At 36.8% G+C, this 15,551-nt stretch carries 15 protein-coding genes; 2 read left to right on the top strand and 13 right to left on the bottom strand.

Annotation, left to right across the window (positions count from 1 at the left end):
- Positions 1 to 56 precede the first annotated feature (56 nt).
- From MKZ17_RS09120 to MKZ17_RS09110, 3 genes are all read right to left on the bottom strand, one after another.
- On the bottom strand, positions 57 to 1,940 hold the full coding sequence (locus tag MKZ17_RS09120) for an N-acetylmuramoyl-L-alanine amidase (RefSeq protein ID WP_340723426.1): 1,884 nt from the start codon (positions 1,938 to 1,940) through the stop codon (positions 57 to 59).
- A 210-nt stretch (positions 1,941 to 2,150) separates the two neighbouring features.
- Positions 2,151 to 3,122 carry a stalk domain-containing protein gene (locus MKZ17_RS09115; RefSeq protein WP_340723425.1) on the bottom strand — a complete coding sequence of 324 codons (972 nt, stop codon included), beginning with the start codon at positions 3,120 to 3,122 and terminating at the stop codon, positions 2,151 to 2,153.
- Positions 3,123 to 3,184: 62 nt separating this feature from the next.
- Positions 3,185 to 3,919: an N-acetylmuramoyl-L-alanine amidase gene (locus tag MKZ17_RS09110; RefSeq protein WP_340723424.1), complete on the bottom strand. Its 735-nt coding sequence runs from the start codon at positions 3,917 to 3,919 to the stop codon at positions 3,185 to 3,187.
- Positions 3,920 to 4,051: 132 nt separating this feature from the next.
- Here MKZ17_RS09110 and MKZ17_RS09105 point away from each other — a divergent pair, with 132 nt between their 5' ends.
- The gene (locus MKZ17_RS09105) at positions 4,052 to 4,963 is read left to right on the top strand and encodes an EamA family transporter (protein WP_340723423.1); all 912 of its coding nucleotides are present in this window, start codon (positions 4,052 to 4,054) and stop codon (positions 4,961 to 4,963) included.
- 89 nt (positions 4,964 to 5,052) lie between these two features.
- Here the strand turns inward: MKZ17_RS09105 and MKZ17_RS09100 are convergent, their stop codons facing one another.
- The 8 genes from MKZ17_RS09100 to MKZ17_RS09065 all read right to left on the bottom strand — a co-directional run bounded on the left by MKZ17_RS09100 (position 5,053) and on the right by MKZ17_RS09065 (position 13,026).
- Positions 5,053 to 5,859: an HAD family hydrolase gene (locus MKZ17_RS09100; RefSeq protein ID WP_340723422.1), complete on the bottom strand. Its 807-nt coding sequence runs from the start codon at positions 5,857 to 5,859 to the stop codon at positions 5,053 to 5,055.
- The gene (locus MKZ17_RS09095) at positions 5,860 to 6,945 is read right to left on the bottom strand and encodes a cysteine protease StiP family protein (protein ID WP_340725528.1); all 1,086 of its coding nucleotides are present in this window, start codon (positions 6,943 to 6,945) and stop codon (positions 5,860 to 5,862) included.
- Between the two features lie 10 nt (positions 6,946 to 6,955).
- The gene (locus MKZ17_RS09090) at positions 6,956 to 8,308 is read right to left on the bottom strand and encodes a phosphoribosyltransferase family protein (protein ID WP_340723421.1); all 1,353 of its coding nucleotides are present in this window, start codon (positions 8,306 to 8,308) and stop codon (positions 6,956 to 6,958) included.
- Positions 8,305 to 9,417: an HpcH/HpaI aldolase/citrate lyase family protein gene (locus tag MKZ17_RS09085; protein ID WP_340723420.1), complete on the bottom strand. Its 1,113-nt coding sequence runs from the start codon at positions 9,415 to 9,417 to the stop codon at positions 8,305 to 8,307. The genes MKZ17_RS09090 and MKZ17_RS09085 overlap by 4 nt, the downstream gene beginning before the upstream one ends.
- A gap of 86 nt (positions 9,418 to 9,503) precedes the next feature.
- Positions 9,504 to 10,082: a TerD family protein gene (locus MKZ17_RS09080; protein ID WP_340723419.1), complete on the bottom strand. Its 579-nt coding sequence runs from the start codon at positions 10,080 to 10,082 to the stop codon at positions 9,504 to 9,506.
- Positions 10,083 to 10,107: 25 nt separating this feature from the next.
- Positions 10,108 to 10,683, bottom strand: coding sequence for a TerD family protein (locus MKZ17_RS09075; RefSeq protein ID WP_340723418.1), 576 nt, complete (start codon positions 10,681 to 10,683; stop codon positions 10,108 to 10,110).
- 19 nt (positions 10,684 to 10,702) lie between these two features.
- On the bottom strand, positions 10,703 to 11,317 hold the full coding sequence (locus tag MKZ17_RS09070; protein ID WP_340723417.1) for a TerD family protein: 615 nt from the start codon (positions 11,315 to 11,317) through the stop codon (positions 10,703 to 10,705).
- Positions 11,318 to 11,397: 80 nt separating this feature from the next.
- A complete protein-coding gene (locus MKZ17_RS09065) occupies positions 11,398 to 13,026 on the bottom strand; it encodes a YceG family protein (protein WP_340723416.1) in 1,629 nt (542 codons plus the stop codon).
- 534 nt (positions 13,027 to 13,560) lie between these two features.
- On the opposite strand from MKZ17_RS09065, the gene MKZ17_RS09060 reads away from it, so the two are divergent.
- On the top strand, positions 13,561 to 13,692 hold the full coding sequence (locus MKZ17_RS09060; RefSeq protein ID WP_340723415.1) for a hypothetical protein: 132 nt from the start codon (positions 13,561 to 13,563) through the stop codon (positions 13,690 to 13,692).
- Between the two features lie 344 nt (positions 13,693 to 14,036).
- Here the strand turns inward: MKZ17_RS09060 and MKZ17_RS09055 are convergent, their stop codons facing one another.
- Positions 14,037 to 14,921, bottom strand: coding sequence for a hypothetical protein (locus MKZ17_RS09055; RefSeq protein WP_340723414.1), 885 nt, complete (start codon positions 14,919 to 14,921; stop codon positions 14,037 to 14,039).
- Positions 14,914 to 15,405 carry an RNA polymerase sigma factor gene (locus MKZ17_RS09050; protein WP_340723413.1) on the bottom strand — a complete coding sequence of 164 codons (492 nt, stop codon included), beginning with the start codon at positions 15,403 to 15,405 and terminating at the stop codon, positions 14,914 to 14,916. The genes MKZ17_RS09055 and MKZ17_RS09050 overlap by 8 nt, the downstream gene beginning before the upstream one ends.
- Positions 15,406 to 15,551: the final 146 nt, after the last annotated feature.

Genomic DNA, 15,551 nt, shown 5'->3' with positions numbered 1-15,551 from the left:
CAAAAAAACGAGTGCTTGACCAAATTCATGTGGTCAAGCACTCGCCTCATTCTTTATTATTTCCCGTAGTAATCTACAATCCCGTTGTAAATAGATTGAGCAAATATTTCAACGTATTTATCGTTGATTAATTTTGCACGGTCCTCCGAGTTTGAAATAAACCCTAACTCTACTAATACTGATGGAATAATCATATTTCGGATAACGTAAAATGGACCTTCTTTTACGCCACGATTTTTCATGTTTGCATTTGTTACTATTTCATTGTTAATGTACGTTGCAAGCTTTTTATCTTCCTCGTACATATCACCTGTTGAAATATTATAGTATGTTTCAGTACCTTGTGCACTTGAAGACGTCGCTGAATTTACATGGATACTTACGAAAACTTCTCCGTAGTTCGCCTTTGTATATGCGACACGCTCCGATAATTCTGGATATGTATCCCCTGTACGTGTCATATACACTTTCGCGCCAGCTGCTACAAGCTTTTGCTTCACTAGGTTAGAAACTTTTAAAACGATTGCCTTTTCTGAACTACCAGAATTCACAGCACCTGGATCTTTACCACCATGACCTGGGTCGATAATGATAATACGATTTTTAACTGAGCTACCTGATTGATTCATTAGTTTTAAGTAAGATTTATGCACGTAGCCTGTAACACCATCTGATGTTACCTTTGCCCAAAATCCTGAAATCGAATGTACCGAAACGATCGTCCCTTTCGATAACGTTTTTAATGTTTTCGAAGTCGTATTCGCCGCTTCTCGTATATTTAGACTAGATACCGTTACTTTACCAATTGTACTAGTAATAACTGGTTGTTCTGGATCTGGTTTCTCTGGTACTGGTGGTGTTGGAGGCGTTTGTACAGTTGTATTTGCTTTTACAACATAACCTGGTAAGCCGTCCACAATCGTTAAATAATAGCCTTCCACTTCTTTATAAACAGGAAGCTTTGCACCTGAATTGATTAACCCAATCTTTTTTGAGGAAGATGTAGGTTTATAATACAAGTTTAATGTTTCATTTGCAGTTGCTGTTGTGATAACTGCTCCAATTGAATTTCCATCTTGCTCTAAAAATTTTGCGTACGATTTACTAATATATCCAAATTCCCCTTGATAAGAAACCTTTAACCAATTTCCTTCGACTGCGTATACAGATAGTTTTCCACCTGTATTCACTTTCCCTAAAATTGAATGATTTGTAGATGGGCCTGTACGAATATTTAAACCATCCGTCGTCACAGCAACTAACCCAATTACTTGAGTTGTATCTACTTTTTCATAAGGAAGTGGAATATCTAAACGATATTTATCACTCTTTGCACGTGCTATAAAAATTGCGAATTGTGCACGCGTCACTGGGCTCTTCGCCATATATTTTCCATCTGTACTACCGTTTGTAATCCCATTATAGTAGATTGCTTTAATGTAAGACGCATATGTATTAGAAGAACTAATATCACTAAATGGCAAGTCCAAGTTTTTGTACTCGTCAGGATTTAAGTTAAATGCCTTCGTTAAAACATAACTCATTTCCTCACGCGTTAAAGGTTCATTCGGGTTAAACTTCCCCGATTTCGCTTGGAAAAAACCTAATTGAACGGCACGCTCAATATAAGATGAAATTTCCGTTCCAGCTTTGACATCACTAAATGATGATGTTGTGACATTTAACGGTTTGTTTCCTGATGAAATAACAGCCATTTTTGCAGCATGTCCACGCGTTACACTCAAGTTTGGCTTAAAATAACGTTTACCATTTTCGAGGTAACCATTTATTGCTCCTAAGTCTATTAAATACTGAATTTCATCATAAGCATAATTGGTTGTCGCAACATCTACAAATGATATGTTAGCTGATGTTGGTTTAACAGCTAGTGTACACACAAGTAAAAATGCAACTACCAATGAAATCAAATTATGTTTCATTGTTCTCACTTCCTTTCTAAAACGATTCCCTCTTATTGTATATAACTAAATGCAAAATTTATATAGGTAAAAGGGGAATAAACCTCAAATTTTTGTTACATTAAAATTACAATTCCATTACAGACTTCCTAATAATAGGATGCTTGTCCAGTGGAAAAAGCTGTAATAAAAGTCGAAAACTAAACTTTCACTACAGCTTCCTCTTTTTAATTATTTCGCTAATTCAATAGCAAAATCATATTGTACATATGTTACCCCATATTGTAGCAATGTTGGTGCAACGTTAAATTGACGTAATGACTTATTATAGCCATATGTTTTTTCCCCGCGATTTATCGTGTAAGATACTGCCCCTTTTGAAATAGTGGCACCTTTTAATGTAGCTTGTACCGTGTAATCTAAACCTTCTGCAACTTTTCGTAATGGTACCATCTTCGTATTTCCTACCATTAAATAATCTTTTCCAACTAATCGATCAACTTTAAGCGTTGCGTCTTCTGATGGCACTGATGGTTCTGGCACTGATGGTTCTGGCTCCGATGGTTTTGATGGTTCTGATGGTTCAGTAACTACAGGCTGATCTTCATATTTTGGAAAAACTATAACTTTGTCCGGTGAAGTTTGAGCAGGAATACTAAATGTCGATGCACCGTAAAATACAATCGCATTTTGCTTTGTAATTTCCTCTTTTGATTGCTTTTCACCTTTCGCATTTACGATTACGCTTTTTTCATCAAGATTTAGTTTTAAGTTATTGTCTTCACTAACGAAATCTTTTGTAAATGCAGCAACCTTTACAAAGTTTGGCTCATCTTCTTCCCCTACGATAATAACCGCAGGACTATATTGTGGTGGATAAATTAAGATCATTGGCTGATTCGCATGGATATAAAGCGTAACCGTATCGCCTTTTTTTAGTTCAACTGCATTGCCCTTTTTATCAAAGACTAGGGTTTCATTTCCTAAAGAGAATTGGAATGGATTGTCTTTACTATCGCTACTGTAAAACTTATTTCCTCCACGCTCTTCAATGTTCGTAATTTTACCGCTTGTTTGCATGAAAGCTGTTAATTGGTCTGCCTCCTGCGATGTTTCCGAAGTGACTGGTTGCTCTGCTCCTACTGATACCGCTCCAAGTAATAATGCTGATAATGCCATTGGTGCAACGATTTTCTTTTTCATATTAGTCATTCCTTTCAATAGATTCACTATATTAGTTGCACCAGCTTCCAAAAGGTTACAAGCTACCCATTATTTTTTTTGAATTGTAGGGTAGTAAGTGCAATATAATCGATTAATGTTAATACTCCTCGATCAAATTTATCGAGCCAGTCCCGTTGAAAGGCACCCATCTCTACCCCTTGCTGTAATTGCATTCGTACTTGTTCTCTATCTTGAAAAAGTGCATAAACTTTTTGATATAAAGCAGGATGGCTAAACAAATTATTTTTTGGTACTAAATAATTTTCTAATTCTGAAACAATGGCTGAAAAGATCTTGTCTTTATTTTGTTCATATAATCTTACATCTTCCACAGAATTCACAAAGCATAATTCAATAAGTATACTTGGTTTGTTCGTGCCATTTAAAAATGCTAAGTTGTTTCTTAATTTTGCCCCACGATTCTTCAATCCACTTGCTTTGGCGATTGCTGCGCTCATTTTTTCTGCTAAAGGCTTCAGTTGAGGATTTACATACAAAACTTCGGTACCAATTCCCGATGTTGAACGTGAACCAGAGGAATTAAAATGAATGCTAACGTCTAATTCACGTGTTGTTGCATTGTGCTGTGCTACAATATAGTTTAAATTTTCTCTTTGATTTTTTGACTGACGATCAATAATGATATTTGATTTAACTAAACTCGATAGAAGTTTTTGCCTCAATTGCTCTACGACATAGATTGTTTCTTGCCCTTCATCCAATATATCCTTTGCACCGGTTCCTTTTCCATAATGTCCTGAGCTTATTGTCAACATATGGTTTCCACCTTTCTTCTTTTTATATTATATGTCAACGTTAAAGAATAAAAGGGACATTCACTCATAGAATCTAGTATTTTATAGTAGATTTCGTTACAATAATTTTATTAGATAGATAAGAGGTACATAATGAAAAATAAAAGAATGTTAGGCTTTTTATTAGTAGTTTCGGGTTGTTTTTTCTGGGGAATTGGGGGTACAGTTGCACAACAGTTATTTGCAAAAGGGATTGAAGTAAGCTGGCTTGTGTCGACACGTCTACTGATTGCGGGAACGCTTTTACTTATTACCCAGGCAATCTTTAAAGACCGAAACCAAATACTTGAAATATGGCAGCAAAAATATACTGCGCTCCGTCTCGTAATTTTTGCTCTAGTCGGGATGCTTGCTGTGCAATATACATACATGGCGTCGATTAAAGAAGGGAATGCCGCGGTTGCCACATTACTACAATATTTAGCCCCGGTAATGATTATCGTATGGGTAGCATTTCGAGGGCAATCAAAGTTTACAAAAAAAGATGCGGTTACGATTGTACTTGCCCTACTCGGTAGCTTCTTTTTATTAACAAATGGTTCACTATCCGCGTTTGCTGTACCAATGCCTGCTATTGTTTGGGGGCTACTATCTGGCGCATCCCTTGCATTTTACACATTATACGCAATTCCTTTATTAAAACAATTTGATTCTCTTGTTGTTGTTGGCTGGGGAATGGTACTCGCAGGTACAGCCATGAGTTTCGTTCAACCACCTTGGGATGTCGATGTAAGTTTACTCAAGGGTTCAACACTCGTTTACTTAGTCATCGTTATTATTTTCGGAACAATGCTGGCCTTTTGGTTTTATATTGAAAGCTTGCAAAGTCTTACTGCAAAAGAAACGAGCTTACTCGGCAATATCGAGCCTTTAACTGCTGTAATTGCCACAGTTGTTTGGCTAAAGGAGCCTTTCGGAACATTCCAGTGGACTGGAGCATCCTTGATTTTAATAATGATGATTTATATTGCTTTAAAAGCGGAAAAAAAGGGAGGCAATGTGTAGGGATTTTTCTTCTTTACATTGAAAAAAGGAGTTAGTTACTTGTGAACTAACTCCTTCCTTATGTCAATATTACGCTAATTATTGTTGAATTATAACTTTATAATTTTTGCTATAGGCAATTCATCCGCTTGTAAAATTTCAGCTAAGCATTGTTCTGCAAATGCTGCGCCTTTTTGATTAATCACTTCAATAGAAGGCATGTCGGTAATTTCACCATGGGCTGGTGCAAGACCCCGGTCTGCAAGCGCTAGCATGCTCATATCCATAAAGGAATCCCCTGCCGCAATGTGATAATCAAACGTTTGCTGAGCCTTAATGTATGCGACAGCGTTTCCCTTTGTCAATTCACTCGGCATAATATAGAGCTTTCGCCCATTTAAATAACACGTCCAACCATGTGGTGCTAATTGATTCTTTAACTCCTGTAACTCTACTAAATTTACAGTATTCAAATTCACCCCATACACAAAAAATAAATTGTCCATCATTTGATTCTTTAACAAATATGGCTTCGTAAGTTGTTTAACGAAACATTGCTGAACTTCTGAGATCGGCATTGGTAAATTCGCCATCAGTTCCTCCATACGTTTTTGCCACTCTAGGTCAACTTGTCCATTGCGTAGAATCACGCCTCCATTTGCGACGATTGCTACGGGAGGGATAATGGTATTTTGGAATAACATTATCCGTTCATATTGCGCAAGTGAGCGGGTCGTGACAGGAACAAAATACATCCTATTATTGATTTCTTCTAATTGGTCGCAAATTCTCTTTGTCACATAAGAGATCTTTTTATCCTCCAATTGCTCAATACAAATCCGCTCTTCCTCAAGTTTACCGATAGATCTTTCAGAAAAAATTAATGTGCGATCTAAATCAGATGTAAACAGCTTCATTTAGTGCAACTCCTTAATGAGCCCACAGCATGAATACGTCATATTCGAATAATGTTCAATCATTACCCCTCGTTCTTTTGCAAGTAAATAAATGTGGGATAAATTTTCTTCAGCTGATGGATTCACAAGAATTTTCCATGGGACACGTCGTAGTAAAACCCTTGTTGTTTCCCCAATACCAGGCTTAATATGGTTTTGGTTTTGAATTCCGTATTGTCGTTGAATATGCTCGACACTGTTTAGCCCTTGCCAAGTTGGTGATGAATCTTCATTAAAGTGTTGTACTGCAAGCTGCGATGTTTTTACAAGGGATTCATTAAAATGCGTACAAATGGCTTCAATGAATGCATTAGAAACATCCACATCCGATAAATGCTCATAATATTTTGCCCCATGAAAATCATCCGGTGCTAAGATCGCTTTATTTAAAACGGTACGACTAATGAGCCCAGAAACAGTTGAATTTAAACAAGCAGAAGGAATTAAAAAGTCCTCTCGCGTACCATATAATTCCACACAATGACCTGGGTCCGCTAAAACTGCTAAATTAGCATCATAGCGTTTCTTTCCATACGTATTCCACTTGGCAATGGATTGCTGGAGCTCTCTTGTAATAGCCCCTTTTCCAGTCCAGCCATCGACAAATTGGATAGTACTAAACGGGTGACTTTCAGCAATGTAAGTAAGTGCAGCTTCATCAATACCTCGACCTCGAATAATTGAAACAGAGTAATGCTGGATGTTAATTGCATAGGCAAGTTGTAAATAACGCTTGATGAGAATACCTATAGGTGTTCCAGCTCGCGCTAAGCTTACGAGCACGAAATTATCAAATCCCCGTTCCTTTACAATTTTTTCACTTACAATTGCCACACTAGCCGCAATCTTCTTTGCATATTTTTCTAGCATTTCATTGTATAAGTTCATATATTGCTCACTCGGATGAAATTCTTCTGGTAGCATCTCTGAATAATGTACCATTCCAGACTGTATTTTCCGTTCACGTTCCTCTGTACTTTGTTCAACAGATATATGACTAATATCACGTAATAAAAACGTCACATCTTGCTTGTCATAACTTCCCATTACATCAGGCTTATACTTTAACAACCGCTTTCCCTCCCAATGTAAGTACTCGGACTTGTTTTGCAAAGCGCTGTAACTGACTGATGAGTCCATTTAGCGCGTCTTGATCAACGATTCGTTCAAAAAACACAAATATCTCGTCATATTCCTGTTGAGAAAGATTATATAAATAATTTGTTACCCCTTGGAATTCGGGACTTTTAAAAGATATTTTTTCATAAATCGTCGAATCCACGTGGGCATAAATTGGGCTACGCGTTGTTGAGTGATAATAGACATTTTCCCCCATTTGAGTAGCAAGCACCATTGGAATATACATAAACTCTCCTGTACCTAGAACTAAACTCTTTTTGCCCATCCGCATCGCTTTTAGCGCATTTCCTATTGGCTGCAATCTGTTCATATATTGCTCTTTTTCCACAACAGTACAACCAAAGCGTCCTGTGCCCATATAATAATTGGCCTCACACGACTGTCCTTCCTCATTAACAGACTGACATTCTCGTAAATCGTACGATAGCGCCTCTTCAAAAGATTGCGCCTCAATAACAGTCGCTTGTGATGTAGACTTTGTAAGTGATTCGGTCTCAATGAGATCCTCATGTATCGTTAACTTGAATTGCCCTTGCAAAATAGATACAGCATGAATTTCGATTTCTAACTCTTGAGCCAGTTCTACTAAGTCTCTTACATTGTCCTCATCTCGCCAATCTAATATGGAGACTAACGTATATTCTTTAATATGTGGAAAAGCCTTTACAAGCTGTCGAATAATATTTTGATTCGTTTTCCCTGTCGTCATTTCATCGTCAACAAGCACCACCTCTACATTGCCTTCAAAAAAATCTGGTGCTGAATATAAGCGATGTCTTGATGCATGGGAGTGTTCCTCCTCAAAGGTGATGATTGGTTTTTGCCCTATAAGTTGCTCACGTGTAGTATGGGCGTAACGTACATCCCCTGAAAAGGCATCAAAAAAAGCATGACCGAGAGCCGTTGCCGTTTCAGCAAAGCCAATTATTCGAAGAGACTTCTTCGATTGAATTGGATGCTTTTGTATAAGCTGTAGCGTCTCGAAGAAATTCTCTCCTTGCTTTAGCGCATTTACAATCAAATCTGTTGTTTCTACTAGTAAATCCTCACGAACTTCTCCATAGCGATGTGCCAATAAATGGCTAATTAAAATGGGTACTTGAGGTCGTACTGCTAAATGTTTCCCAAGCACTTTGCTTACGAATAAAAAGCTTCTTTTTTTATTAATGCGCATCGCCATGTCAAATAGTTCCTGCTGCTGAAAGCCATATGGATTTTCAGTAATGTTGACGTCGACTGTAAATTTATTCAAAACATGATAGCTGTTCATTTTAGTACCTTCCTTTGTAACAAATCCATATACTGTACATTTGGCTGTAATACACCAAATGCTTCAGCGCGCAGTAAAATTCGCTTCGCCCAATTAAAGTGAGGTTTCATTTCATTCATTTTATTGCCATACTCACTTTTTTGAACACCTAGTTGGCCATCTGATAATTGTAAAATACGCTTTGCATCGATAAATTCTTCATGCGTAACGGTATACATTGCATTTACTGGTTCTATATGTGATGGATGAATAATTGTTTTACCGATTAATCCATTCAGTCGATCCATTTCAATTTCACGTAATAGCCCTAAAAATGCCGACGATGTTCCGTCATCCTGTTGGCTAAAATACTCCCAAACTGAACCTGAGATAATATATGGTGAATCATCTCTTAAAAATATATTTAAAATGTCCTCGATACAGCTTCGAACGGGGTGGATGTCATAAATGGTCGAACTTATTGTTCGGCGTACACCTAATAAACCACAAAAATCTGTCGTGCCAATTCGAATGTTTAAAATATATTGCTCAAATTCTACTAAAATAGCACGAATTGCTAGTAAATTGTCCATTCGTTGCTCTTTTAATAAAAAATGAGGCGATTCCAAAATAGGCATAGCATATAGTTTGTAACCGCTTTTATTTTGTTGTTCAATCAACTCTAAAAAAGCTCGGCCATTATCTTGCGAAAATTTCGGTAAAACATAGCCAGTTAAAACATGCTGTCTTTCTCCGAGCATATGAATAATTTGCTGTAGCTGCATAACATCGCGTACACGCACAAATAATAATGGGAGATGTTCAATAAGCAAAGTACCTTCATGTAGCGCTGTACTTAACGTATCGATTGTTTTATTTAATTGGTCGATCCCCCCCTCTACTTGTAAATCTCCTAATGCATCTTCTAAATCGATTACGATTGTCGTTAGTGATGGGTGTTTTCGCGTGATGATTTCTTGTGCAATCATCTCTCTTGTTGCTGGCATATATAGCGCTGCTCCAACACAATACCGAAGTCGCTGTATTTCTGTATATTTTGTAAATGGACGTGGTGCTTCATAGAAAAGCGTATTTTGTCCGTCTAACACTTCTTTATCAAAAAAGCGCATTGCCAATCATCCCCTCATTGTACTCAAAAAGGGAAGACAACTGAATGTCTTCCCTTAATTTAAACTCCTTTTCGGCAAAATCAAGGTTACACGCTTAAGCCATATGCATTTACAAGCGCTGCTAATCCACCTTGATAGCCTGATCCTACGGCATTAAATTTCCACTCATTACCATGACGATATAGTTCACAAAATACGACCGCTGTCTCAATTGAGAAATCCTCCCCTAAGTCAAAGCGTAGTATTTCCGAGCCGGAATCTTCATCAACAAGACGAACAAAAGCATTTGTTACTTGTCCAAAATTTTGACGACGTCCCTCTGCATCATGAATTGTTACCGTAATAGCAATTTTGTCGACGTCTGATGGGACTTTGTTTAAGTGAACTTTAATTTGCTCATCGTCCCCATCGCCTTCACCTGTACGATTATCACCAGTATGCTCTACTGAACCATCTGGACTTACTAAGTTATTATAGAAAATAAAATCTAAATCTTGACGGCACTTTCCTTGATTATTTAATAAGAAAGCAGATGCATCTAAATCGAAAGCTGCACCTCCGTCAAAATTTTTCAAATCCCAGCCTAAGCCAACAACAATATTTTGTAATGCTGGATTACCTTTTGTTAAATCAATTCGTTGCCCTTTACTTAATTGAATTGCCATGAATAATCCCCCTGACTATAAAAAATTAACCTACTTGTAAACCGAAATCATTACATAAAGCTGCTAATCCACCTTGGTAGCCTGAACCGATTGCTGCAAACTTCCATTCGCCGTTATGACGGTATAATTCACCGACAACAAGTGCTGTTTCAATTGAGAAGTCCTCACCTAAGTCATAACGAATTAATTCGCCTGACTCATTAAATACACGGATAAACGCGTTTGACACCATACCAAAGTTTTGACCACGTGTCTCTGCATCATGGATCGTTACAGTAAATGTGACTTTTTCGATATTCGATGGCACATTTGCTAAATCTACATGTACTACTTCGTCATCACCATCACCAACACCTGTTAAGTTGTCCCCTGAGTGTACGACAGTGCCATTTCCACCCGTTGTATTGTTGTAAAATACGAAACCTTCTGGCCCTGAAACTTTCCCGCTAGCCTCTAATAAAAAGACAGATGAATCTAAATCAAATTCTTTTCCGCCATCATATTTATTTGTATCCCAGCCTAAGCCGATGCTTACTTTTGTTAAACCAGGATTTGTTTTTGTTAAATCAACCTTTTGACCTTTTGCTAATGATACTACCATTTCGTAAATCGCTCCTTAATTATTGATATTTTTTTATTACGTCACCAATTGAAACATCTTGTGTACCAGTTCCAATTGCAGCAAACTTCCATTCATTTTCATGGCGATAAATTTCACCTGTAATCAATGTTGTTTGGTTTGAGTAATTTTCCGACAAATTATACTTTAAAATTTCTTCATTTGTGGCACTATTTACAACGCGTATAAAGGCATTTTGGATCATGCCAAAATGTTGGTTACGGCGTGCAGCATCATAAATATTTACGACGAAAATAAGTCGATTATATTCAGCTGGGATAGATTTTAATTCAATTACTACTTGCTCATCATCCCCATCGCCTGCGCCTGTTAAGTTGTCCCCTGAGTGAGATACCGCGCCATTTGCACCTTTAAGATTGCCAAAGTACACGACATCTGTTCTATCTGTTAGGCGATCATTTTTTAATAAAATAACCGAAGCATCACAGTCGACATTCGCCGAATTTCCGCCGCCCCCCCCAAATAGGCTACTTAAAAATCCACCACCCGATTTTTGCTGAACTGGATCCCAGCCTAAACCGACCAAAATTTTATTTAAACCTGTATTTCCTTTTGTTAAATCAACGCGTTGACCCTTTTGTAAATTAACTGTCACAATCTTTCCTCCAAACTACAAAATTGTATTATCAAACTATATTTTACAAGGTATAACAAATGATGACAAACAATCCTACCCTATTTTAATTTTTTTGATATTCTTTTAAACATTGATTTCAAATTAAGTCGACTGTCATCCTCCGCATTTGACACGTTCAGCAGCTGGCTTAGTGTTTCATCAAAGCTAATCTTTTCAAGACGATGTGTATTAAGAAGCTGTCCTGTTATATAATGCTCAATGCTTAATGAGCCACCAGGACTAAAAATAAATACATCCATACCAAGCATATTAACAAATAGCAGTAGCACTGCATCTTGACGCTGCATTTGTCCGCTCTTTTCTTCCTTGAATATACCAATAGATGGATTCGTAAAGCTATAATCAAATTGCTGATAAAGCCGTATTATTTCTTCGGGAATGAGCAGCAACTGACCAAATAAATATTGTTCATGCACTTCTCTTGATTGACCCGGAAGCGGTTGAATATATTCGCTGTCAATTAAACGAATCATTGTTTTGGCTATGTTTCGCTGGGCACCGAGCTGCAAATTTTTATAGGGCCAAATCGTCAGCTGTAGCATTTTTTCAACATCTAAACGACCGTTTGTACTGGCATCTCGCATATGAAATTGCATATTGCTTTTTTGTAACGGTAGGAGTGGAAAAGTTGTAGCCGTGTATGCCAATTCCCGTTTTGAAAGCTTTTGTATTTTATGTGCGTAATCTTTCAAATCTGCAGAAACGCCTTCAATTTTAGTAAAGAGTACGGGTAAGTATACAACATCCTCATCATCACCGAATCCTTCACGTAAATAAAGTTGTGCTTCCGATAAAAGAAATAGTTCATCGTAAGTTGTATTTAAAATACGTGTTCTTGTTTCATAGTCAGCATATTTCCAAGGATAATTCAGCGCTGAATTATTATATAAGTGTTGATTCACCTGCTCAGAAGCACGAGAGGTAATCGTTTGCACTCGGATTGGTTTATCGAATGGGAAGTCAAAAATTTCTGTTTTATCAGAAAGCACTTCGGTTGGGAAATCCGTTATATGAAATGGGGAAAAAATATCTTGCCCATCTGGTTCAAATATGACCACATCACAACCAAATAAGTATAAAAAGTATAAAAAATAAACTTCACTTTCTTTTGCTGGACCGTACCATAAAACACGTGGCATTGCCGATTCAAAAGGTCCTTGTTCTGCCCAATGAGGGAAAAAATGATCCGACCATTTTACAAAATCCAAAAAGATTCGCTGAAGCTGATTGCTTATTAAGCCCGGATAACGCTGTTGTAAAAACTCGAGCCAGCTTCGTAATGTATTAACAAAATGATCTCGATACGGTGTATCCATTAATGGCAACAATTGCTTCCCTGCAAAAAATGCCATAAAACGATTAATGGAAATCGGACTTTCCCGATGCATTTGAAGAATATTAACAATCTCAGTCCGCTTAAGGGGATCAATCACTTTTGGCATGTTATGAAATAACAATGTCCAATTAATACCTTTATTCGTAAGCGTATATAAATATTCCTGCATGTCGTATTCATTGTCGTAAATGCCTAGAATTTGTTTGGCAACACGGGTATATTGCAGTTCCCCATCATTTTGTAAATAAATCGGTCGCGCATAAAGATTAGCGTTAATTACTTCCTCCCAGGTTTTTGTACTGTCTGCGAAATTATGTGGCATAAATCGCATAAATCCATCACTCCAGTCTATATCTCATACAACTTTTTGGATTCTTTATTCTTTACGTTTATTATAATGCTTTGGTTTCAGTAATTGTCTAAATAAGTTCAATAAATTTGTTTTTGTTAGAAATTCAACGGAATTGCTAATCCATAGTGGGAAATTTCAACATATTCCTGTTTATCCTCGTCCGTCGATTTGTTGTGACAGCAGTTATAAAGGAATTGTATGTTGTCGTCTTCTAATCATTTCACCTAGTCTACAGACAGTGAGCTAATGTGGTCGATAATAGCACCGACTGTTATTAGTTTGTTTTGTAGACATTGGAAACACAAACCATTCTAACGAGTACTCAAGGTTTTTTCCCATTGCCCTTACTTTCCACAATAATAGATAGTGAATGTATGATAAAACTAGTATTTTTTACATATATTAACAGTTGAAAATTGTCGAATAAAGTAGTTAAAATATAGAATTAATCCCATATTAAACCTATTTTTATCGTGATAGAATTAATTTAATCAATTGGAGAGGAGGAATAATATGAAAAAAATGTCTAAATTATTAGTATCTGCTCTATTACTTTCGGTAATGTTAGTGGGGGCATCTGCTTCAGCATCTGCTGACATTGGCCCTTGTAAACCAGGAGAGAAATTTTGCCATATTCCATTCTAAAATTGTGTTTTTTAATAACCTAGTTATTGGAACAGCCAAAATTTAATTGGCTGTTTTTTTATGCGTTAATACACCTTCATAAAGATCTACATCGCCTTTGAATTTGTTTGATTATTTATCATACCGTATTAACCTAAAGCTAAAGTAGCTATTATATACATTACACTCTCTAACAATGCAAGTTACTAGAAAAGATTAAAACGGCTTGAGCCCCATAGAGTAAGGGATTCAAACCGCATTAAGTAATTTATATTATTTTTATTGTCTACTTGTCCTGGAGCATCTCACTTTTTAACGTGTCAATCCTTAGGATACATTTTGGGCAGCCTATTGGGGATTTTATTCTAGAATGCCAAAAGCCATATAGTAGAAACCATTATAATAAGGATTAGCTTCCATTTTTCAATTTTATATACGTGAGGATTAAAAATATTACGCTTTAATTGTGAAAAATGAATGACACCAAGCAAGACAATTAGCAAAAGAATTAACGGTTTAAATATTGGACCCCATGTTTGGTCGTAGTAGGATAGGAACACAATACAAGCAATATATATAATGATAGAATAACTTGCGCCTTGTACTTTAGGTTGCTCCATGTTACGACGTTTATAATAAATGAATGATGCAAGATGGATTGTAAGGATGGCTATGAGAAAATGAATAGTATAATTGATTGATCCTTCATGATCAAAATGTGCCTTACTCAATGTTTTCTCAATGATTGTTGGGTATTCTGCATAGCCCGGATAATAGACATTTTGCTCCATATTCCACAAATAATTATCCGTTAATTGATAGCGTATTTGCTTTCCGTTTTTGACGACAATGATATCGTAACGCTCCATTTGGCGTGTTGTTGATGCAATTGGTTCTAGTTCTTCGACTAATTCAAAGAAGTGAACCATTTCATCTGTTGTCACATTCTCAACGCCAATGTAAAGTGTTGACGCCCTTGCTCTGAACGCTTCATCTTTATTGGAATAATATGAAAAAATCTCTTTAATATTCCCTGTTGTAGACTGATGTTGTGTAACTGATGGCATGATGAATAAAAAGAAGCCAATACAGCAAATTGCTACAACGAGGGCGAGTTCTTTCCACTTTGATAGCTCTATATTCCGTTTTGATTTCATTTCATTTTTCGTAATTTGCTCATATATTTTTTTCTTTTTTGCTTCCTCTTCAGGCATACCTCGCATAGGCCCGAAATATCTGTCGTCATTCATTCATCACACCTCCTAAAATTTTCTCTAATGCCTTCATTGCACTGCGCTGTGTGTTTACTACCTTCATCGTCGAAAGCCCCATAATCGCACATGTTTCTTGAATGGATAGTTCCTCAATTTTCCGATAAATAATGACCTCACGCTGAATCGGCTTAAGCTTGTGCAACGCTTCATAAAATGCTTTTCTCCTTTCTTCCCGCACAATCCATTCGTGAGGAACATAGGTCAATTCGTGCTGTTCATGGGATTTCGTAAAGGGTAACCACTTAATAATGGCTTTTCTACGGTAATGGTCGTACACTAAGTTCCTTGCCGCTTGACGGATATACGTAGAAATATTGCTTACTTTCGATAAATCGGTTTTATATAGACGTAAAAATGCTTCCTGGGTTAAGTCCTCTGCTAATTCAGCATTCGACACCATATAGCGTATGTATTGATAGATTGGTTGAAACTGTTCCTCGTACACCGTATCAAAATCCATGCTCATCACCTCACTTACTTTTATAGACGATTAAAATTAAGAAATATGTAAAATTTTTTCTAATTTCAATTATGAACAGGGAACTAAAAAATAGAAACCCCTAGAAACCCGCATTTCTTGCATGAAATAAAAAAAGCTCCTCTCCA

It is taken from the genome of Solibacillus sp. FSL R7-0682 (assembly GCF_038005985.1).
Lineage (GTDB): Bacteria > Bacillota > Bacilli > Bacillales_A > Planococcaceae > Solibacillus.
Note: the sequence above shows the minus strand (reverse complement) of the source record. Positions and strands in the feature narration are given on the sequence as shown.